The organism is Pseudomonas sp. GL_091 (genome assembly GCF_057837725.1).
Map to the genome: position 1 here is coordinate 6,446,495 of NZ_CM174451.1, position 21,270 is coordinate 6,467,764.

Annotated in this window: 20 protein-coding genes; 6 read left to right on the forward strand and 14 right to left on the reverse strand. The window is 59.8% G+C overall.

Features of this window, described 5'->3' with window-relative positions; all coding sequences use genetic code 11:
• Positions 1-63: 63 nt before the first annotated feature.
• Positions 64-2,193 carry a mechanosensitive ion channel family protein gene (locus AC3ITY_RS29380; RefSeq protein ID WP_489306420.1) on the reverse strand — a complete coding sequence of 710 codons (2,130 nt, stop codon included), beginning with the start codon at positions 2,191-2,193 and terminating at the stop codon, positions 64-66.
• A 204-nt stretch (positions 2,194-2,397) separates the two neighbouring features.
• On the opposite strand from AC3ITY_RS29380, the gene AC3ITY_RS29385 reads away from it, so the two are divergent.
• The 4 genes from AC3ITY_RS29385 (at position 2,398) to AC3ITY_RS29400 (ending at position 6,887) form a co-directional block, all read left to right on the forward strand.
• Entirely contained in the window at positions 2,398-3,609 is a 1,212-nt protein-coding gene (locus AC3ITY_RS29385) for an MFS transporter (RefSeq protein ID WP_489306422.1), read from the forward strand.
• A gap of 251 nt (positions 3,610-3,860) precedes the next feature.
• Positions 3,861-4,625: an endonuclease/exonuclease/phosphatase family protein gene (locus AC3ITY_RS29390; RefSeq protein ID WP_489311036.1), complete on the forward strand. Its 765-nt coding sequence runs from the start codon at positions 3,861-3,863 to the stop codon at positions 4,623-4,625.
• Positions 4,622-5,914 carry a cardiolipin synthase ClsB gene (gene clsB / locus AC3ITY_RS29395; RefSeq protein WP_489306423.1) on the forward strand — a complete coding sequence of 431 codons (1,293 nt, stop codon included), beginning with the start codon at positions 4,622-4,624 and terminating at the stop codon, positions 5,912-5,914. The genes AC3ITY_RS29390 and clsB overlap by 4 nt, the downstream gene beginning before the upstream one ends.
• Positions 5,901-6,887, forward strand: a complete 987-nt coding sequence (locus tag AC3ITY_RS29400; RefSeq protein WP_489306425.1) for a lysylphosphatidylglycerol synthase domain-containing protein — start codon at positions 5,901-5,903, stop codon at positions 6,885-6,887. Before clsB ends, AC3ITY_RS29400 begins: the two co-directional genes overlap by 14 nt.
• A 47-nt stretch (positions 6,888-6,934) precedes the next feature.
• Here AC3ITY_RS29400 and AC3ITY_RS29405 read toward each other — a convergent pair whose 3' ends face one another.
• The 3 genes from AC3ITY_RS29405 to AC3ITY_RS29415 form a co-directional block, all read right to left on the reverse strand.
• Positions 6,935-7,693 (reverse strand): alpha/beta hydrolase family protein, encoded by a 759-nt coding sequence (locus AC3ITY_RS29405; protein WP_489306426.1) that lies wholly within the window; start codon positions 7,691-7,693, stop codon positions 6,935-6,937.
• Positions 7,683-8,792, reverse strand: coding sequence for a DUF3182 family protein (locus tag AC3ITY_RS29410; protein ID WP_489306428.1), 1,110 nt, complete (start codon positions 8,790-8,792; stop codon positions 7,683-7,685). Before AC3ITY_RS29410 ends, AC3ITY_RS29405 begins: the two co-directional genes overlap by 11 nt.
• A gap of 284 nt (positions 8,793-9,076) precedes the next feature.
• Positions 9,077-10,069 (reverse strand): GlxA family transcriptional regulator, encoded by a 993-nt coding sequence (locus AC3ITY_RS29415; RefSeq protein ID WP_489306429.1) that lies wholly within the window; start codon positions 10,067-10,069, stop codon positions 9,077-9,079.
• A 101-nt stretch (positions 10,070-10,170) separates the two neighbouring features.
• Between AC3ITY_RS29415 and AC3ITY_RS29420 the strand changes: the two genes are divergently transcribed.
• Positions 10,171-10,719, forward strand: coding sequence for a cysteine hydrolase family protein (locus tag AC3ITY_RS29420; protein ID WP_489306431.1), 549 nt, complete (start codon positions 10,171-10,173; stop codon positions 10,717-10,719).
• 104 nt (positions 10,720-10,823) lie between these two features.
• On the opposite strand, the gene AC3ITY_RS29425 is transcribed toward AC3ITY_RS29420, so the two are convergent.
• Positions 10,824-11,342 carry a single-stranded DNA-binding protein gene (locus AC3ITY_RS29425; protein WP_007984430.1) on the reverse strand — a complete coding sequence of 173 codons (519 nt, stop codon included), beginning with the start codon at positions 11,340-11,342 and terminating at the stop codon, positions 10,824-10,826.
• Between the two features lie 9 nt (positions 11,343-11,351).
• A complete protein-coding gene (locus AC3ITY_RS29430; protein WP_489306432.1) occupies positions 11,352-12,749 on the reverse strand; it encodes an MFS transporter in 1,398 nt (465 codons plus the stop codon).
• A 191-nt stretch (positions 12,750-12,940) separates the two neighbouring features.
• On the opposite strand from AC3ITY_RS29430, the gene uvrA reads away from it, so the two are divergent.
• Positions 12,941-15,775: an excinuclease ABC subunit UvrA gene (gene uvrA / locus AC3ITY_RS29435; RefSeq protein WP_347909394.1), complete on the forward strand. Its 2,835-nt coding sequence runs from the start codon at positions 12,941-12,943 to the stop codon at positions 15,773-15,775.
• A gap of 65 nt (positions 15,776-15,840) precedes the next feature.
• Here the strand turns inward: uvrA and bfr are convergent, their stop codons facing one another.
• From bfr to rpmJ, 8 genes are all read right to left on the reverse strand, one after another.
• Positions 15,841-16,305, reverse strand: a complete 465-nt coding sequence (gene bfr / locus AC3ITY_RS29440) for a bacterioferritin (protein ID WP_489306433.1) — start codon at positions 16,303-16,305, stop codon at positions 15,841-15,843.
• 149 nt (positions 16,306-16,454) lie between these two features.
• Positions 16,455-17,909: a catalase gene (locus AC3ITY_RS29445; RefSeq protein ID WP_489306434.1), complete on the reverse strand. Its 1,455-nt coding sequence runs from the start codon at positions 17,907-17,909 to the stop codon at positions 16,455-16,457.
• Positions 17,910-18,146: 237 nt separating this feature from the next.
• Positions 18,147-18,533 carry a 50S ribosomal protein L17 gene (gene rplQ / locus AC3ITY_RS29450; RefSeq protein ID WP_046041617.1) on the reverse strand — a complete coding sequence of 129 codons (387 nt, stop codon included), beginning with the start codon at positions 18,531-18,533 and terminating at the stop codon, positions 18,147-18,149.
• Between the two features lie 42 nt (positions 18,534-18,575).
• Entirely contained in the window at positions 18,576-19,577 is a 1,002-nt protein-coding gene (locus AC3ITY_RS29455) for a DNA-directed RNA polymerase subunit alpha (protein WP_007970428.1), read from the reverse strand.
• Between the two features lie 22 nt (positions 19,578-19,599).
• On the reverse strand, positions 19,600-20,220 hold the full coding sequence (gene rpsD / locus AC3ITY_RS29460) for a 30S ribosomal protein S4 (protein ID WP_003176404.1): 621 nt from the start codon (positions 20,218-20,220) through the stop codon (positions 19,600-19,602).
• 18 nt (positions 20,221-20,238) lie between these two features.
• The gene (rpsK, locus tag AC3ITY_RS29465; protein WP_002555466.1) at positions 20,239-20,628 is read right to left on the reverse strand and encodes a 30S ribosomal protein S11; all 390 of its coding nucleotides are present in this window, start codon (positions 20,626-20,628) and stop codon (positions 20,239-20,241) included.
• 30 nt (positions 20,629-20,658) lie between these two features.
• A complete protein-coding gene (gene rpsM / locus AC3ITY_RS29470; RefSeq protein WP_009045849.1) occupies positions 20,659-21,015 on the reverse strand; it encodes a 30S ribosomal protein S13 in 357 nt (118 codons plus the stop codon).
• Positions 21,016-21,145: 130 nt separating this feature from the next.
• Positions 21,146-21,262, reverse strand: coding sequence for a 50S ribosomal protein L36 (gene rpmJ, locus AC3ITY_RS29475; RefSeq protein WP_002555468.1), 117 nt, complete (start codon positions 21,260-21,262; stop codon positions 21,146-21,148).
• Positions 21,263-21,270 lie beyond the last annotated feature (8 nt).

Here is a 21,270-nt window from a genome sequence, read left to right on the forward strand (position 1 = left end):
GTCGTTCACAAATCCCCCTGTGGGAGTGAGCCTGCTCGCGATGAGGCCAGCACGGCCAAAAAACTATTGAGATCGTGGCCGATCCGGCATCAGCACCGCCGAATGATCCGGCTCATGCCCTGCCTCGGGTGGTGGCTCGACTGGATGCCGCGGCACCAGCGCCTGCTGTGGATAAGTCTGCGCGAAGTTCACCCACGGGCAGTTATCCACAAGCTTTTTCAAACGCTGGTTGAAGGCCCGGCTCACCGCATATTGGCCACCGGACACCGTGCGGAATTGCGCGGTCAGCACCACACCGTTGAGATCCATCCTGTCGACGCCAAACACATCCAGCGGCCCTTGCAGGTTGTAGCGCAGGAATGGGTCGTTGCTGATGGAATGCCCGGCCTCACGGATCAGCTCGATGGCCTTGTCGACATCGGTGTCGTAGGTGAATTGCACCGAGAAAAACGCATAGGCGAATTGCCGTGATTGGTTGGTCACGGCCTTGATCTGCCCGAACGGCACCGAGTGCACGAAGCCCTTGCCGTCGCGCAGGCGCAAGGTGCGGATGGTCAGGCCTTCGACGGTGCCTGCGTGACCGGAATCGAGCACTACCCAGTCTCCGATGGACAAGGTGTCTTCGATGATGATGAACAGCCCGGTAATCACATCCTGCACCAGTTGCTGGGAACCGAAACCGATCGCCAGGCCGATGACCCCGGCACCTGCCAGGAATGGCGCGACGTTAATTCCCAGGTTGGCCATGGTAGTGATCGCGCAAATCACCACCAGGATGATTTTGATCGCGTTACGCAGCAGCGGCAGGATGGTTTTCACCCGCGTACTCGGCTGGCGCGCCGAGCGCTTGTTGGCCGGCGGTTTCAGGGCTTCCTGAATCGCCGTGTCGAGCACCACCCAGACCATCCAGGTCACCAGCAGGATCAAACCGATGTGGCTCAGGGAGTCACTGATCGCCCGACCCACGGCATTGCTCACAGCGAATTCGAACAGCGACACGCCCCAGACCCGCCCGAGGATATCGATGAACACGATGGCCATGCCGATACGCAGCAATGCATGGGACAGATTGAGAAAGCGCTCCTTGTAGGCGCTGCTGCGGCGCAGCTCCGCTTCGCTGCGCGCCTTGAACAGATGATGCAGCGTGGTACTGAGAAACACCGTGGCAATCAGCAACACTGTGGTGAACAAGGCGCTGCGTAGCACTCTCTGGTTGTCCGCCCCGGCGCCGATCAGGTTGATGATCGAAACCAGTACCATCAACAGAATCGGCCAATACCAGAGCCCGGAAAATATCCGCAGGGTTTCACGCAACGCCGGCTGCCTGAGGCGCTGGGCCAGCGGCAAAATACGGATCACATGGGCGACCGGGCGACGCATGCGGATCACCAGCAAGCCGAAGGAAACCGACGCTGCCAACCCAGTGAACACGGCGATGCTGCTGGTGAGATTGTTGCCCAGTTGATGGGCGATCTGCGGGCTGGTCAGGGCATCGCTCAGTGCCACCAGAAAGCCGATAACGAACAAGGGACGGGGACTCTTCTCGCGGATGATCTGCACCGCCCGCCGCTTGTGCCCGGCGTTGAACACCACTACCAGCGACAGCACCAATGACGCGGAAAATATCCCCGCGCTGGCGGCATAAGCCAGACACAGCGCCAGCGCCCGTCCCGCCGATATCGGCAAAAACTGACTGGCATAAATCGTCAACGGCAGACTGATCACCGCCGGAAGGGTGTAGGGCAGCACGTAACCGAGCAACGCCTGGCCCCGTTCACGACTGAGCAGCAGACGATGCTCGCACAGGCGCCTGGCGGCCATCCGCCCAAGCAGCCAAAGACAGACAAACACGGCCGCCCACACACAGGTCAGCAACAGGAAATCGCCGGCGACGCTCCAGGGCGAACGGGCCGATGGCTGATTGACCAACTGATCCACTTCATCGGCCGCGCGGTCAGCACGCAGGCGCCAGACGTCGATGAGGTTTTCGTTGAGATCGAGTTTGGTCTGGACCTCGTCGATGCTCGAACTGATGGCCCCCAGTAACCCGCCTTGCACCAGCGGTTCGGGGTGGGCCAACGGCGTCGCAGCAGTCGCGGTGGCCGACAGCCCCGGTATCGCGGCGGCTTCCAGTTGCTCGCTGCTCACAAACAGCAACGCTCCCAGCAGTATCGCGGTCTTGAGCCTGATCAAAGCACCCGCTCCTTTGGCTGTGTCTGTATGGAACTGATCGAGAAATACCGGGCAAGTTCGGATATAGCTCCCTCGCCACAGACTAACACCCGCGCTCGCGATCTTTGCGCCCAAGGCAAATATCAAATGTCCATCCCTGTATTTTTCTGAACGAGCCAAATCCCGACACTGCGCTCCATCGAATCAACCTCCGGAGTTGTAGCCATGCCCATTGCCTTGCTCGCGCTGACCCTCAGCGCCTTTGCCATCGGGACGACCGAGTTCGTCATCGTTGGCCTGTTACCCACCATTGGTGCCGACCTCGGCGTCAGCCTGCCGTCCGCCGGCCTGCTGGTCAGCCTGTATGCCCTTGGCGTTGCCGTCGGCGCCCCGGTGCTGACCGCCCTCACCGGCAAGGTTCCGCGCAAGTTGCTGCTGTTGTCGCTGATGGTGCTGTTCACCCTCGGCAATCTGTTGGCGTGGCAAGCACCGAGTTATGAGTCGTTGATCCTCGCGCGGATCGTCACCGGTCTGGCCCACGGGGTGTTTTTCTCAATCGGCTCGACCATCGCCACCAGTCTAGTGCCGAAGGAAAAAGCCGCCAGCGCGATTGCCATCATGTTCACCGGCCTGACCGTGGCGCTGGTCACCGGCGTGCCGCTGGGGACATTCATCGGCCAGCATTTCGGCTGGCGTGAAACCTTCCTCGCCGTTTCGGCCCTGGGCGTGATCGCCTTCATCGGCAGCCTGATCTACGTACCGAAAAATATCGCCCACAGCAAACCCGCATCGTTGTTGCAGCAATTGCAGGTGCTCAAGCAACCGCGCCTGTTGCTGGTGTATGCCATGACGGCCGTCGGCTACGGTGGCTCGTTCATTGCCTTTACCTTCCTCGCGCCGATTCTCCAGGATCTCTCCGGCTTCAGCGCCAGCACCGTCAGCCTGGTGTTGCTGGTCTACGGCATTTCCGTGGCCGTCGGCAACATCTGGGGCGGCAAACTGGCGGACAAACGCGGCCCGATCAGCGCCCTGAAAATCATCTTTGCCCTGCTCGCCGCCGTGTTGTTCCTGCTGACCTTCACCGCCGGCAATCCGTGGCTCGCGCTGGCCACCGTGCTGGTCTGGGGCGCCGTGGCATTCGGCAACGTGCCGGGGTTGCAGGTGTATGTGGTGCGTCAGGCTGAGCATCACACCCCGCAGGCGGTGGACGTGGCATCCGGCCTGAACATCGCGGCGTTCAACCTCGGCATTGCCGGTGGCGCATGGGGCGGAGGCTTGATCGTCGCCCACATGGGCTTGATTCACACCGCGTGGATCGGTGGTCTGGTGGTGATGGTGGCGCTGGCATTGACCGCGTGGAGTGGACGCCTTGATCGCCTCGGCCCGGTCTATGCCGAACCGGCTGAGGGTTCTGCCCGCATTATCACGGGCCACTGATAAACCCTGTGGGAGCGGGCTTGCTCGCGAAGGCGACAGCACATCCAGCATCAATGTGACTGATACACCGCTTTCGCGAGCAAGCCCGCTCCCACATTTGCTCGGTGGTGCTCTGTTGAAAATCTACCGTCCGTAGCCCCATCGAAACTTTCGCCACCGCTCCAGAGTCATCCAAAGACAGGAGCCGTCAGGCGGGAGACGACATGACAGCGAATCACACCGATATTCCCGCACACTCGAACGCAACCGACATGCGGGTACAGGGTTCGTCCGTCACTTGTCGTTTCACGGTGCTGACGGTCAACACCCATAAAGGTTTCACCGCGCTGAACCGGCGCTTCATCCTGCCCGAACTGCGTGAAGCGGTGCGCAGCGTGTCTGCCGACGTGGTGTTCTTGCAGGAAGTCCACGGCACCCACGAGCAGCATCCCAAGCGCTACACCAATTGGCCGGCGATGTCGCAATACGAGTTCCTCGCCGACACCCTGTGGCCGCAGTTCGCCTACGGCCGCAATGCGGTGTATCCGGCGGGTGATCACGGTAATGCGCTGTTGTCGAAGTTCCAGATCATCCGCCACGACAACCTCGACGTGTCCATCAGCGGCCACGAGAACCGCGGAATTCTGCATTGCGTGTTGCGCTTGCCCGGTGATGGCCAGGAAGTGCATGCGATTTGCGTGCACCTGGGGCTGCGCGAAACCCACCGCACCGCACAACTGAAGTTGCTCGCCCAACGCCTGGACGCCCTGCCCTGCGACGCCCCGGTGATTGTCGCCGGGGACTTCAACGACTGGCGCCAGCGCGCCGATGCATTGCTCAGGCCCAGCGGCTTGCGCGAAGTCTTCGCCGCGCACCATGGCAAACCTGCGCGCAGTTTCCCCGCGCGCTTGCCGGCATTGCGCCTGGACCGAATCTACGTGCGCAACCTCAAGGCCAGCCATCCGCGAGTGCTGACCTCCCGGCCCTGGTCGCACCTTTCCGACCACGTCCCGCTGTCGGTGGAGATCGAGCTATGAGCAGCCAGTCGATGGAAAACACCACGCTGGAACACATCCCTGCTCCGCCGACCCGCGAGCCGACAGCGGTCGATGTCGAATATGGCTGGCAAGGCAGCAATCGGGTCGAATTGCTGGAAAACGGTGAGGCGTATTTTCCCCGGGTGTTTGAAGCCCTGCGCCGGGCGCAAAGTGAAATCCTGTTGGAAACCTTCATTCTGTTCGAGGACAAGGTCGGCAACGAGCTGCAACAGATCCTGATCGAAGCCTCTCAACGTGGCGTGCGCACCACCGTCAGCCTCGACGGCTTTGGCTGCGGCGAACTGAGTACCGGGTTCCTCACTGCCCTGACCGCCGCCGGCGTACACCTGCAAATATTCGACCCGGCGCCGAAACGCCTGGGCATGCGCACCAACTGGTTCCGGCGCCTGCACCGCAAGATTGTGGTGGTGGATGGCACCGTCGCGTTCGTCGGCGGGATCAACTTTTCCGCCGATCATCTGGCCGACTTCGGCCCCGAGGCCAAACAGGATTATTCCGTAGAAGTGCAAGGCCCGGCCGTGGCCGATATCCATCACTTTGCCCTGCTGCAATGCGGTCGCCCGGCGCGCGCCAAATACTGGTGGCAACGCCGTCGGCAGCGGCGTTCGGAACTGGCCTTCAGTGATCACGATGGCCAGGTGCGGCTGGTGTACCGCGACAACGGGGAACACCAGACCGACATCGAGGAGGTTTACCGCCAGGTATTGCGCCAGGCGCAGCGCCGGGTGGTGATCGCCAACGCCTACTTCTTTCCCGGTTTCCGCTTGCTGCGCGAGATCCGCAACGCGGCTCGCCGAGGCGTGGATGTGCGGCTGATCCTGCAGGGCCAGCCAGACATGCGGGTGGCGAAACTCGCGGCGCGCATGACCTATGACTACCTGCTCAAATCCGGGGTAAAAATCTACGAATATTGCGACCGCCCGCTGCACGGCAAGGTCGCGCTGGTGGATGAAGACTGGAGCACCGTTGGCTCGAGCAACCTCGACCCGTTGAGCCTGTCGATGAATCTGGAAGCCAACGTGCTGATCCGCGACCGAGGCTTCAATCGTCATCTGTTCGATCGCCTGGAAGACCTCAGCGACAACCATTGCAAGGCCATGTCTCACGACATCGCGCCACGCGGGCGTGTCTGGCACATGACCATCGGTTTTCTGGTGTTTCACTTCCTGCGGCATTTCCCGGCATGGGCCGGTTGGTTGCCGGCGCATAAACCTCGCCTGAAACCCTTCCCAACTCCGACCGGGAGCGCTGACCATGAACCGCGCTGAGACGCACACGGCAACTCTCGCCAAAAGCCCTGGCAAGTCGCAATGGAGCCGCTGGAAACGACCGCTGACGATGCTGTTTTTCCTGATGCTGATCGTGCTGTTCACGATGCTCGCCCAGCGCCTCGAATGGAACGAAGTGTTCAATAACCTGGCCGATTTCAAGGTGCGCACGCTGATCATTGCGTCGGGGCTGACCCTGGTGAGTTTTCTGGTGTACGCCTGCTTCGACCTGATCGGCCGCACCTACATCCGCCAGAACCTGACCTGGAAGCAGATCTTGCCCGTGGGGATCATCAGCTACGCCTTCAACCTGAACCTGAGCGCCTGGGTCGGCGGTATCGCCATGCGTTACCGGCTGTATTCGCGACTCGGGGTGAGCAAGAGCAACATCGCGAAAATCCTCGGCCTGAGTCTGGCGACCAACTGGTTCGGCTACATGGTGATTGCCGGTGCCGTGTTCAGCAGCGGGCTGGTGCGCATGCCGCCGGGCTGGAAACTCAGCAGTAACGCACTGCAAGGCGTGGGGGTTTTGTTACTGCTGCTGAGCGCCGGGTACCTGGCAGCATGTCGGTTTGCCAAACGTCGTGAATGGGCGACTCGAGGCATCGAGATTGACCTGCCTTCGCTACGCATGGCGGTGCTGCAACTGGCACTCGGTGCCCTGAACTGGTCGCTGATGGCGGCGGTGATATTCACGCTGCTACCGAGCAAACTGGATTATCCACTGGTACTGGGCGTGTTGTTGATCAGCGCCATCGCCGGAGTCATCACTCACATCCCGGCCGGGCTCGGCGTGCTGGAAGCAGTGTTCGTTGCGTTACTGCAACACGAGGTTTCGCGAGGCAGCCTGGTGGCGGGGCTGCTGGCCTATCGGGCGATTTATTTCATCCTGCCGCTGTTGATTGCACTGGTGATGTATTTGCTGGTGGAGGCCAAGGCCAAGGCGCTGCGGATAGAGAAAAAACCCAAGTGATTTTGTGCTGGTTGTGAGGGCGCCTTCGCGGGCAAGCACACCGCAAATCACTGGGATTGAATAATGCTCAACCGCTCCCCCACCACCATCTCGGTAATCCAGCCGACAAGAATCGAGGTGTAGGCCTGCTGCGAAACCGGGTCGCTCAGCGCGTGGTCGGCGCCATCGATGATGCGATGGGTCAGCGAGTGAGTCTGCTGGCACGCCGCGCGGTAACTCATGATCGTCGAATGGGGCACGTAGTCGTCGCTCTCCGACTGCACCAGCAGGACATCCCCGGTGAATTGCGAGCAGGCATGCAAGGCACGATTGCTGTCGGCACGCACCAGGGTGCTTCGGTAATCACGCAGATCAAGCTTGTCCAGGTCGCGTTTCGGCGCGTGCCATTGCTCGTCGCGATACAGCGCCGGCACCCGCAGCGCCAGCCAGCGCACCGGCCTGAGCGAGGTCAGGATCGAGGCCAGATACCCCCCGTAACTGGTGCCGACCACGGCAATCGCCGAGGTATCGAGGGCCGGGTGCGCGAGCAAGCGGTCATAGGCTGCCAGCAAGTCGCGCAAATTGTCCTCCCGGGTCACCCGGGACAATGGAATGCCGGTGCCACCGGTGTGCCCGCGCAGGTCGAAGGTCAGGCACACGCACCCCAACCCGGCGATACCTTTGGCGCGTTCCAGATCCCGCTCCTGGCTGCCGCCCCAACCGTGCACGAAGAGCACGCCGGGGACTTTCGATTTGGGGCTCAGGAAGGTCCCGCTCATCTGTTCGTCGTCGATGTCGATCTGAATGGATTCGCTTCTAGCCGTCATAGGATTTAACCGTCACATACTTGAGGAGAAAGTCACTGGTCTGCGCCGGCCCGCGGTACACCTCGATGGCGTCTGCCGGCAGCGGCTGATCGATGTAGGTTTCCACCGAAGACACACGAATCGCGCACATCCCCGGATCGTTGACGAAACTCTGCAAGGCCGCCACCTCGGCGCTGCTGGCACCGCCCATGCGCCAGGACTGTTCGAGCACGCCACTGCGAGGCTGGTCGTCGCTATCAACGCCCTGGGCGATGTCGTAGTTGCGCCGCGAGGCATAGAAACCTGGATAGGCTTCATCCGCCGCGTTGTCGAACACCTGTGCCTGACGGATCGCCAGGCGCACGTCTTCCGGCAGATCCAGCTTCAGCAATTGGTCATAGTCACCCGGCACCACCAGCAAGTTGGACCCGCCATACACCTGCTCACCCTGAGCGTCCTCGGTCAAGTATTGATCACCGCAGTAACTGAGTACCTTGCCGCCGATAAAACTCTGACCGACGCTGTGGGTGATCACCTGGTCCAGGTCCTGTTCGAGCACCACGCCTTCGCAGAACGTGGCCTCAGCCCTTGGCCTGGCCAGCACTTCATCGAACTCGTCGAGGCTTTTGATCACTTCCTGACCACGTCCGGCGCAGGCATGAATCGGTTTCAGGCGGACCGGCCCGGTGTACAACAAATGCTCCGCCGCCGGGCGCGCATCCTTCAAGGAGAACACGCTGAGACCGTCGAGCACCACGTTGCGCACCCGCTCGGAAAACAACGGCGCCCAGCCTGGCGGCGCATGGGCGTGGCGGTTGAGCAATCCATGACTGATGGCTTTGGTGCAGATGAAGTCGTGGTCGACATAACCGCCCCACAAATCCTCCGGCCCCTTGACCCCGAGTTGCCGGGCAGCCGCAGCGCCCACCAGCGTCTGGGTCGGCAACAGGTAGAGGTCCCGCCCGCCATGCAACTGCGGGTCGTAGCTACCGCCGTACTTGAGCCCCAAAATCTGCGCCAGCCAGCGGGCCAGCACACGGTTGGTTTCAACTTCGTGCAGGGGCGCGTCGGCGAGCACCGAATGGGCGACCACCAGTTTCCTGCGGTTTGTTGGGGTCATGCATCCCCCTTCAATCGACGCTTGATGAATGTAGCTGAAGGGGTGCAGAGATCAGGCCAAGACCCGTTGAGGGAAAAGGGGTTTTAAATCAGCCCGTTGCGTATAAAGTGATGGCATGGGGCCTGTTTTATTCTGCACGACGCCCTTTGATACTCCGGCATTTTGCACGATTCCTGTGGGAGCGAGCCTGCTCGCGATGAGGCCAGCACCATCAACATTGATGTCGCCTGACACACCGCTATCGCGAGCAGGCTCGCTCCCACACTGGATTTTCGGTGTGCCACTTACCGTGCCAGGGCACCCGGCGTCACCCCAAACCGCGTCCGATAATCACTCGGCGCCAGCCCGGTGATTTTCTTGAACGTCGCGCGAAACGCCCCGGGGTCCTGATAACCCACGGTCCAGGCGATGTGGTCAATGGTGCCGTTGGTGAACTCAAGCATTTCCCGGGCCTTGCCGACTCGCAGATGCTGGCAGTATTCCGTGGGTTTGAGCCCGGTGGCCGCGCGGAAACGGCGCAGGAAGGTACGTTCTTCCAACCCTGCTTTTTCAGCCATCGCCGCCAGCGACACATCGGTCGCCCCGGTGCTTTGCAGCCAGTGTTGCACCTTGAGGATCGCCGCATCGCCATGACTGAGGATCGGCGCAAAATTGCTGCCGCACTCACTGGCGCTGTCGCTGTGCTCCACCACCAGAAAACGCGCGGTGTTGGTGGCGATGCTTGGCCCCAGCAGCCGGTTGACCAGGCGCAGACCCAGTTCCGACCAGGCCATCAGCCCGGCAGTGGTGATCAGATCGCCATCATCGACAATCGGCGTATCGGCCTTGAGCCGGATCGCCGGATAACGTTCGGCGAATGCTTTGGCCGAGGTCCAGTGAGTGGTGGCGCTGCGACCGTCGAGCAGACCGCTTTCGGCCAACAGGATAGAACCCACGCAAACCCCACCCAGTGTCGCACCGTTGGCATGTTGCTCACGCAACCAGCGGATCAATCCCTGTGGCGCCTGGCCCTCGGAAAAACCGGCAATGGACGGCGGAATCAACACGGCCACCAAGGCGCGCTCCGGTCCGGGATGGCTGTCGAAGACCCGAACCGGTGACTGATCGCCCTCGACCTGCCAATGGCTGACCCGCAACAGCGGCAACTGCGCAGACTGATGCTCGGCGGCAATCCGGTTGGCCACCCCGAACAAATCCGTCAAGCCATGCACCGCCGCCATCTGCGCGCCGGGATAGATCAGCACACCGAGTTCGGCGATTGCCCTTTCTGCGTCCATTGTCAGTTTTCCCCCTTCTATTGTCGGTGCGGCCAATCCTCGGATCGCCTGCCAGAGCCAATACTTCATTCCACACCAACACACACTTCGAGGAAACAGTCATGGCCAAGCAAGCGCTCATCGTAGTCGATATCCAGAACGACTACTTCCCCCAAGGCAAGTGGCCGCTGGTCGGTGCCGACGCCGCCGCCGACAACGCAGCCCTCCTGATCAAGGCCTTCCGCGACGCGGGGGATTCGGTGGTGCACATCCGGCACGAGTTCACCTCCGAAGAGGCGCCGTTTTTCACCCCGAACTCCGAAGGCGCGAAGCTGCACCCGAAAGTGCTCAACCGCGCCGACGAACCGGTGGTACTCAAGCACTTCGTCAACTCGTTCCGCGAAACCGAGCTGAAATCGATCCTCGACGAGCAAGACATCAAGGAACTGGTGGTCGTGGGCAGCATGAGCCACATGTGCGTCGACGGCATCACCCGTGCGGCGGCGGATTTTGGCTATACGGTCACCGTGATCCACGACGCCTGCGCGACCCGTGACCTGGAGTTCAATGGCGTAGCGGTTCCGGCGGCGCAAGTTCATGCGGCGTTCATGGCGGCCCTGGCGTTTGCGTATGCCAGCGTGGTGTCGACCAACGAGTTCCTCGCGGCCTGAGTCCTCAAATAAATTTCACCGCCCATAAAAAACCCGCACTTCAGACCGAAGTGCGGGTTTTGTTTTGTCAGCTTGCCGCTTGTAACTTGAGGCTTGCAGCCGCTTTAGAACGGAATATCGTCATCAAAGCTGTCGAAATCCGGAGCCGGCTGAGGAGCAGCCTGCTGTGGAGCCGGGCGCGACTGTTGCGGCGCCGACTGCTGTGGACGCGGAGCCTGCTGGCGCGGAGCGGATTGCTGGTAGTTGTTACCGCCGCCCTGGCCCTGCTGGTCGCCCTGTGGACGGCCGCCCAGCAGTTGCATGGTGCCTTGCATGTCGACCACGATTTCGGTGGTGTAACGCTTGATACCGTCTTTTTCCCACTCGCGGGTCTGCAGCTTGCCTTCGATGTAGACCTGCGAACCTTTACGCAGGTATTCACCAGCGATTTCTGCAACCTTGCCGAACATCGACACACGGTGCCATTCGGTCTTTTCGACTTTCTGACCGGTTTGCTTGTCGGTCCACTGTTCGCTGGTCGCCAGACTCAGGTTGGTCACGGCGTTACCGTTAGGCAAGTAGCGAACTTCGGGATCCTGGCCGCAAGTGCCGACCAATATGACTTTGTTAACCCCACGGGCCATAACGTTCTCCTAGGCTACGCACGCTGCCCCGGCCGGGTTGTTCACCAGGCACTCAAGGGTGGTGCGATCCAATAGTTCGGTGTCCAGTTTGATGTAAATCGCCGCCTCTTCTGCGACGATGACTGCATCTGTTACCCCTACGACCGCCTTCAGGCGCTCGACCAGACCCGCTTCGCGCATCGCCTCGGGCGACAACGGCAAGCGCAGGCTCGTGACGTAGGGAGGTTCGCGCATGGTAACAGCAAAGGCCAGCCAGAGGGCAGCCAGACCGGCGCATCCGAGGAACACAACCGACAGACCGCCATGCTGGAACAGCCAGCCACCGAGGATTCCCCCCAGTGCCGAGCCGAGGAACTGGCTGGTGGAATAAACCCCCATCGCCGTGCCCTTGCCGCCTGCCGGTGAAACCTTGCTGATCAGCGACGGCAACGAAGCTTCCAGCAGATTGAACGCGGTGAAGAACACCACCGTACCGATCACCAAAGCCCGCAAGCTGTCGCCGAACTGCCAGAAGAATAGCTCAGTGAGCATCAGCGTCACGACGGAGCCGAGTAAAACTCGTTTCATTTTGCGTTTCTTCTCGCCGTAGATAATGAACGGGATCATGGCGAAGAAAGAAATCAGCAACGCGGTCAGGTACACCCACCAGTGCTGCTCTTTGGGCAGCCCGGCTTTCTCGACCAGCGCCAGCGGCAAGGCGACGAAGCTGGACATCAACATCGCGTGCAACACAAAAATGCCCAGGTCCAGGCGCAGCAGGTCCGGATGCTTGAGTGTCGGAATCAGCGCCTGGCGCGCGACACCGGACTCACGGTGCTGCAACGGGCCGGTGGAGCGCGGCACCATGAACATCACGATCACGATGCCGAACAGCGCCATACCGCCGGTGGCAAGGAACAGCCCGGACAACCCGAAGGCGCGGGTCAGCAGCGGGCCGACCACCATGGCCACCGCAAACGACAGGCCGATGGTCATGCCGATCATGGCCATGGCCTTGGTCCGGTGCTGCTCGCGGGTCAGGTCGGACAGCAGCGCCATGACCGCCGCGGAAATCGCTCCGGCGCCCTGCAGGATCCGGCCGGCGATCACGCCCCAGATCGAGTCGGCATTGGCTGCCAGCAGACTGCCGAGGGCAAACACGATCAGGCCCAGGTAAATCACCGGGCGGCGACCGATGCGGTCGGAAATGAAACCGAAAGGAATCTGGAAAACTGCCTGGGTCAGGCCATAAGCGCCAATCGCCAGACCGATCAAGGCCGGCGTGGCCCCGGCCAGATCCATCCCATAGGTCGCCAGTACCGGCAACACCATGAACATGCCAAGCATACGGAAGGCGAACACCAGGGCCAGACCGCTTGCCGCGCGGGTCTCGCTGCCACTCATGCGCTCGCTGTGGGGATCGTGCATGGAAAAACCTCATGTGAACCGGCGGCGATTCTACCAGTCCCATCGATTGGCAGGGTATATCGCGACGCTTTGACGCGCATTGCTGACACACTCTTCATGTAAGACAGTAGCCCACTCGTTTGATAGTGTGCATCCATCCAGTATTTGGCCGTATACTCCTACGTTTTCGACGCCCGCCAAGCGAGGCCACCTTGGACAAGATCCTGATTCGTGGGGCTCGAACCCACAACCTGAAGAACATCGACCTGACCCTGCCACGGGACAAGCTGATCGTCATCACCGGCCTGTCCGGCTCCGGCAAGTCGTCCCTGGCTTTCGACACCCTGTACGCCGAAGGTCAGCGCCGCTACGTCGAATCGCTGTCGGCCTACGCCCGGCAGTTCCTGTCGATGATGGAAAAGCCCGACGTCGACACCATCGAAGGCCTGTCGCCGGCAATCTCCATCGAACAGAAGTCCACCTCGCACAACCCGCGCTCGACGGTCGGCACCATCACCGAAATCTACGACTACCTGCGTCTGCTTTATGCGCGCGTGGGTATTCCCCGTTGCCCGGATCACGACATCCCGCTGGAAGCGCAGACCGTCAGCCAGATGGTCGACCTGGTCCTCGCCGAACCGGAGGGCAGCAAGCTGATGCTGTTGGCGCCCGTCATCCGCGAGCGCAAAGGCGAGCACCTGTCGGTTTTCGAAGAGCTGCGCGCGCAGGGCTTCGTCCGCGCCCGAATCAACGGCAAGCTCTATGAGCTGGACGAAGCGCCCAAGCTCGACAAGCAGAAAAAACATACCATCGATGTCGTGGTCGACCGCTTCAAGGTTCGCGCCGACCTGCAACAACGCCTGGCCGAATCCTTCGAGACCGCGCTGAAACTGGCGGACGGCATCGCCCTGGTGGCACCGATGGACGACGAGCCGGGTGAAGAGATGATCTTCTCCGCACGCTTCGCCTGCCCGATCTGCGGCCACGCGATCAGCGAACTGGAGCCCAAGCTGTTCTCCTTCAACAACCCGGCTGGCGCTTGCCCGACCTGCGATGGTTTGGGAGTGAAGCAATTCTTCGACATCAAGCGCCTGGTCAATGGCGAACTGACCTTGGCCGAAGGGGCGATTCGTGGCTGGGATCGGCGTAACGTCTATTACTTCCAGATGCTCGGCTCGCTGGCCTCGCACTACAAGTTCAGCCTGGAAGTGCCGTTCAACGAACTGCCAGCCGATCAGCAGAAATTCATCCTGCACGGCAGCGGTTCGCAAAACGTCGACTTCAAATACCTGAACGACCGTGGCGATATCGTCAAACGCTCGCACCCGTTCGAAGGCATCGTGCCGAACCTGGAACGCCGTTACCGCGAAACCGAATCGGCATCGGTGCGCGAAGAACTGGCCAAGTTCCTCAGCACCCAGTCGTGCCCGGATTGCCGCGGCACCCGCCTGCGGCGTGAGGCGCGGCATGTATGGGTTGGCGAGAAAACCCTGCCGGCGGTGACCAACCTGCCGATCGGCGATGCGTCCGATTATTTTGGCGGGCTCAAGCTCACCGGCCGGCGTGGCGAAATTGCCGACAAGATCCTCAAGGAAATCCGCGAACGCCTGCAGTTCCTGGTCAACGTCGGCCTCGACTATCTGTCGCTGGATCGCAGCGCGGACACCTTGTCCGGTGGCGAGGCCCAGCGTATTCGTCTGGCCAGCCAGATTGGCGCCGGCCTGGTGGGCGTCCTGTATATCCTCGACGAACCCTCCATCGGCCTGCATCAGCGCGATAACGACCGGCTGCTGGGCACCCTCAAGCACCTGCGCGATATCGGTAACACGGTGATCGTGGTCGAGCACGACGAAGACGCGATCCGTCTGGCCGACTACGTGGTGGACATTGGCCCGGGCGCTGGCGTGCACGGCGGGCATATCGTCGCCGAAGGCACACCTGCCGAGGTCATGGCGCATCCGGACTCGCTGACGGGCAAATACCTGTCGGGCCGGGTGAAGATCGAAGTCCCGGCCAAGCGCACGCCGCGCAACAAGAAGCTGACGCTTTCGCTCAAGGGCGCGCGCGGCAACAACCTGCGCAATGTCGACCTGGAGATTCCGATTGGTCTGCTGACTTGCGTGACTGGCGTGTCCGGCTCCGGCAAGTCGACGCTGATCAACAACACCCTGTTCCCTTTGAGCGCCACAGCGCTGAATGGCGCCACTACCCTTGAAGCGGCCGTCCACGACAGCATCAAGGGCCTGGAGCACCTGGACAAGGTCGTCGACATCGACCAGAGCCCGATCGGCCGTACACCGCGTTCCAACCCGGCTACCTACACCGGATTGTTCACACCGATCCGCGAGTTGTTCGCCGGCGTACCGGAGTCCCGCTCCCGGGGCTACGGGCCGGGGCGCTTCTCCTTCAACGTCAAGGGCGGCCGCTGCGAAGCCTGCCAGGGCGACGGACTGATCAAGGTCGAGATGCACTTCCTGCCGGACATCTACGTGCCCTGCGACGTGTGCAAGAGCAAGCGTTACAACCGCGAGACCCTGGAGATCAAGTACAAGGGCAAGAGCATCCACGAAACCCTCGAGATGACCATCGAGGAAGCGCGGGTGTTCTTCGATGCCGTACCGGCCCTGGCGCGCAAGCTGCAAACGTTGATGGACGTCGGCCTGTCGTACATCAAGCTGGGGCAATCGGCGACCACGCTGTCCGGCGGTGAAGCCCAGCGGGTGAAACTGTCCCGCGAGCTGTCCAAGCGCGATACCGGTAAGACCCTGTACATCCTCGACGAACCCACCACCGGGCTGCACTTCGCGGATATCCAGCAACTGCTGGACGTGTTGCATCGCCTGCGCGACCACGGCAACACAGTGGTAGTGATCGAACACAACCTGGACGTAATCAAGACCGCTGACTGGCTGGTGGACCTGGGTCCGGAGGGTGGTTCCAAGGGCGGGCAGATCATTGCCGTCGGCACGCCGGAGGAAGTGGCCGAGATGAAGCAATCCCATACCGGTTACTACCTCAAGCCGCTGCTGGAACGCGACCGGGCTTAACTGGGCCCCATGAAAAAGCCCCTGTCACTTCATCAGTGACAGGGGCTTTTTTGCATTCGCAGCAATCAGGTGTGGGATTGCAGGTAGTTCTCAAGCCCGATCAACTTGATCAGACCCAACTGCTTCTCGAGCCAGTAGGTGTGATCTTCTTCGGTGTCATGCAATTGAACCCGCAGCATTTCGCGGCTGACATAGTCCTTGTGCTGCTCGCAGAGCTTGATGCCCTTGCACAGCGCAGCACGGACCTTGTATTCCAGGCGCAAGTCCGCTTCGATCATCTCGGTCACCGTGGTGCCGATGTCGAGATCGTCCGGACGCATGCGCGGCGTGCCCTCGAGCATCAGAATCCGGCGCATCAAGGCATCAGCGTGCCCTGCTTCCTCTTCCATCTCGTGACTGATTCGTTCGTAGAGCTTGGTGAAACCCCAGTCCTCATACATCCGCGAGTGGACGAAATATTGATCACGCGCGGCCAGTTCGCCGGTCAGCAACGTGTTGAGGTAATCGATCACATCTGGGTGGCCTTGCATCGCCCTACATCTCCCTGCTTGAAAGTTGTAGTTTGAACCAACATGCCCTTATCGTCACTCGCAAGACGCAATAAAAGCGAAGATATTCTGAGAAAAGCGGCTGAAATAACGCAAAAAACCGCCCAAACAAGGGCGGTTCTGCTTCTCATTTAGACTTCGTTAAGCTGTACGTTGAGCAGCTTTGCGATTGCTTCTCCATACGCTGGGTCGGCTTTGTAGAAGTGCTGCAACTGACGGTCAACCACATCACTCGACACACCCGCCATCGCTCCCGCGATGTTGCTGACCAGCAGTGATTTCTGCTCTTCAGTCATCAAGCGGAACAACGCGCCGGCGTGACTGTAGTAATCCGTGTCTTCACGGTGGTCGTAACGATCGGCGGCACCACTGAGGGCCAACGCCGGCTCTGCGTAACGAGGCGCCTGCTTCGGCGACTCGACGTAGCTGTTCGGCTCGTAGTTCGGCGTCGCACCGCCATTGCTGCCAAAAGCCATCGATCCATCGCGCTGGTAACTGTTGACCGGACTCCGCGGAGCGTTGACTGGCAACTGCTGGTGATTGGTACCGACACGGTAGCGATGAGCGTCCGCATAGGCGAAGACCCGACCTTGCAGCATACGATCCGGCGACAGACCAACGCCCGGGACCATGTTGCTGGGACCGAACGCCGCTTGCTCGACTTCCGCGAAGTAGTTCTGCGGATTGCGATTGAGCTCCAGCTCTCCTACTTCAATCAGTGGAAACTCTTTCTGCGACCAGGTTTTGGTGACATCAAACGGGTTCTCGTAGTGCGCCGCCGCCTGAGCCTCGCTCATTATCTGAATGCACACGCGCCATTTCGGGAAATCACCCTGCTCGATGGCATTGAACAGGTCGCGCTGGGCGTAATCCGGATCAGTGCCCGCCAGTCGCGCCGCCTGCGCAGGAGCAAGGTTCTTGATCCCCTGCTTGGTCTTGTAGTGCCACTTCACCCAGTGACGCTCACCTTGAGCGTTGATGAGGCTGTAAGTGTGGCTGCCAAAGCCGTGCATGTGGCGGTATCCATCAGGGATACCCCGGTCGGAGAACAGGATGGTGACCTGGTGCAACGCTTCGGGCGAATGCGACCAGAAGTCCCACATCATCTGGGCACTTTTCAGGTTGCTTTGCGGCAAACGCTTCTGGGTGTGGATAAAGTCCGGGAACTTCAACGGATCGCGAATGAAGAACACGGGGGTGTTGTTGCCGACGATGTCCCAGTTGCCTTCCTCGGTGTAAAACTTCAAGGCAAACCCGCGCGGATCACGCTCGGTATCGGCCGAACCGCGCTCACCGCCCACGGTGGAAAACCGCAGGAAAGTCGGGGTTTGCTTGCCGACTGCCTCAAACAGCTTCGCGCTGGTGTATTGAGTGATATCGCGCGTCACGGTGAACGTACCGTAGGCACCCGAGCCTTTGGCGTGCACACGACGCTCAGGGATGTTTTCACGATTGAAGTGGGCAAGCTTCTCGATCAGGTGAAAGTCGTCGAGCAGCAGCGGGCCACGAGGGCCGGCGGAACGGGAATTCTGGTTATCGGCAACAGGAGCGCCACTGGCGGTGGTAAGCGTTTTGTTTTGGCTCATGCGATCTTCCTTCCTCTGTCGGTCTTGAACTGCCGGCTATCGGCTGAGAAGGAGTATTGATCATCAGTATGACAGCTACAAATTCATTAACTTGCAGACATCGATAGAGAAAAACTAATGATCATCCCCATCACATCATGACGATGTGGACGAAGGAGACGCTTGTACAAACGGTGCGTTTCTTACAGGCACAAAAAACCGGGCACTAGGCCCGGTTCTTTGTTTCAGACTGACGTCTTACTCGGCAGATACAGCTTCGCCTGCAGTAGCACGATCAACCAACTCGACGTACGCCATAGGCGCGTTGTCGCCAGCGCGGAAACCGCACTTGAGGATGCGCAGGTAGCCACCCTCACGGGTAGCGTAACGCTTGCCCAGGTCGTTGAAGAGCTTACCAACGATAGCTTTCGAACGAGTACGGTCGAAAGCCAGACGGCGGTTAGCAACGCTATCTATCTTGGCCAAAGTGATCAGCGGCTCGGCAACGCGGCGCAGTTCTTTAGCTTTTGGCAGAGTAGTTTTGATCAGCTCGTGCTCGAACAGCGACACCGCCATGTTTTGGAACATGGCCTTGCGGTGCGAGCTGGTGCGGCTCAGGTGACGACCACTTTTACGATGACGCATGGTTCATTCCTTACCAAACACTACGTTCGGTGATTACGACGATCAGGCAGTCGCCTTGTCGTCCTTCTTAAGACTTGCAGGCGGCCAGTTGTCGAGGCGCATGCCGAGGGACAGACCGCGGGAGGCCAGAACGTCCTTGATTTCAGTCAAGGATTTCTTGCCCAGGTTCGGAGTCTTCAACAGCTCTACTTCGGTACGCTGAATCAGGTCGCCGATGTAGTAGATGTTTTCCGCCTTAAGGCAGTTAGCCGAACGTACAGTCAGTTCCAGATCGTCAACCGGGCGAAGCAGGATCGGATCGATCTCGTCTTCCTGCTCGACAACCACTGGCTCACTGTCACCCTTGAGGTCGACGAACGCAGCCAACTGCTGTTGCAGGATGGTTGCAGCGCGGCGAATTGCCTCTTCAGGATCCAGAGTACCGTTGGTTTCCAGATCAATAACCAGCTTGTCCAGGTTAGTACGCTGCTCGACACGGGCGTTTTCCACCACGTATGCGATACGGCGAACCGGGCTGAACGAAGAGTCAAGCTGCAAGCGACCGATGCTGCGGCTTTCGTCTTCATCGCTCTGACGCGAATCTGCCGGTTCATAACCACGACCACGAGCTACTACGAGCTTCATGTTCAGGGCGCCGTTAGACGCCAGGTTAGCGATTACGTGATCGGGATTAACGATCTCGACATCATGATCCAGCTGAATATCGGCAGCGGTAACCACCCCCGAACCCTTCTTCGACAAGGTCAGCGTAACTTCGTCACGACCGTGCAGCTTGATAGCCAGACCTTTAAGGTTCAACAGGATTTCAATTACGTCTTCCTGTACACCTTCGATGGCGCTGTACTCGTGGAGCACACCGTCAATCTCGGCCTCGACTACTGCACAGCCGGGCATTGAGGACAACAGGATGCGGCGCAGCGCGTTGCCCAGGGTATGGCCAAAGCCACGCTCGAGAGGCTCGAGAGTGATCTTGGCGCGGGTTGGACTGACAACCTGCACATCAATGTGGCGGGGTGTCAGGAACTCATTTACCGAAATCTGCATGGATGCACCTATTTTCTAGCCCTTACTTGGAGTAGAGCTCGACAATCAGGCTTTCGTTGATGTCGGCGGACAGATCACTGCGAGCTGGAACGTTCTTGAAAACGCCCGACTTCTTCTCAGTGTCTACTTCTACCCATTCTACGCGGCCACGTTGGGCACACAGATCGAGAGCTTGGACAATGCGAAGTTGATTTTTTGCTTTCTCGCGAACAGCGACCACGTCACCAGCACGAACCTGGTAGGACGGAACGTTAACGGTCTGACCGTTTACGCTGATCGACTTGTGCGATACCAGCTGACGGGATTCGGCACGAGTCGAACCAAAGCCCATACGGTATACAACGTTGTCCAGACGGCATTCGAGCAGTTGCAGCAGGTTTTCACCGGTTGCACCTTTCTTGCCAGCAGCTTCTTTGTAGTAGCCGCTGAATTGACGCTCGAGAACGCCGTAGATACGACGGACCTTCTGCTTTTCACGCAGTTGGGTGCCGTAGTCGGACTGGCGACCGCGGCGTTGGCCGTGGATACCAGGTGCTGCTTCAATGTTGCACTTCGATTCGATCGCGCGCACGCCGCTCTTCAGGAAGAGATCGGTGCCTTCGCGACGAGCGAGTTTGCATTTTGGACCAATGTAACGAGCCATTCTTTACAATCTCCTGGATTACACGCGGCGCTTCTTCGGCGGACGGCACCCGTTGTGCGGGATTGGCGTCACGTCGGTGATGCTGGCGATCTTGTAGCCACAGCCGTTCAAAGCGCGGACTGCGGATTCACGACCTGGACCTGGACCTTTGACGTTGACGTCTAGGTTTTTCAGGCCGTATTCCAGCGCAGCTTGACCAGCACGTTCAGCAGCTACTTGAGCAGCAAACGGGGTGGACTTGCGGGAACCGCGGAAACCCGAACCACCGGAGGTAGCCCAGGAAAGAGCGTTACCTTGACGGTCGGTGATGGTCACGATGGTGTTGTTAAAAGATGCATGGATGTGGGCGATGCCATCAACCACTGTCTTTTTAACTTTTTTACGAGGACGAGCAGCAGGTTTTGCCATGATTAAATTCCTGTCGATTCGCTGGGGCGATTACTTGCGGATCGGCTTACGCGGACCTTTACGGGTACGCGCGTTGGTCTTGGTACGCTGACCGCGTACTGGAAGACCGCGACGATGACGCAGACCGCGATAGCAACCGAGGTCCATCAAGCGCTTGATTTTCATGTTGATTTCGCGACGCAGGTCACCTTCAGTGGTGAACTTCGCCACTTCGCCACGCAGCTGTTCAATTTGCTCGTCGCTCAGATCTTTGATCTTTGCTGCTGGGTTTACCCCAGTCTCTGCACAAATTTTCTGTGCAGTAGTGCGACCAACACCATAGATGTAGGTCAGCGAGATAACAGTATGCTTGTTATCTGGAATGTTAACGCCTGCAATACGGGCCATTCAGTGGGACTCCAATTGACAGCTACCTACGCCCCGGAAGCCAAGAAATAGGGCGCGAGATAATATCGCTGTAATAACAAATAATCAACCCGGCAGCGCACTAGCTGCCGGGCTTGAAGCACAATCACACTCAGCCTTGGCGCTGTTTGTGACGCGGTTCCGCGCTGCAAATTACTCGAACAACACCTTCGCGGCGAATAATCTTGCAGTTACGGCACAGCTTTTTCACCGATGCACGAACTTTCATCACCAACT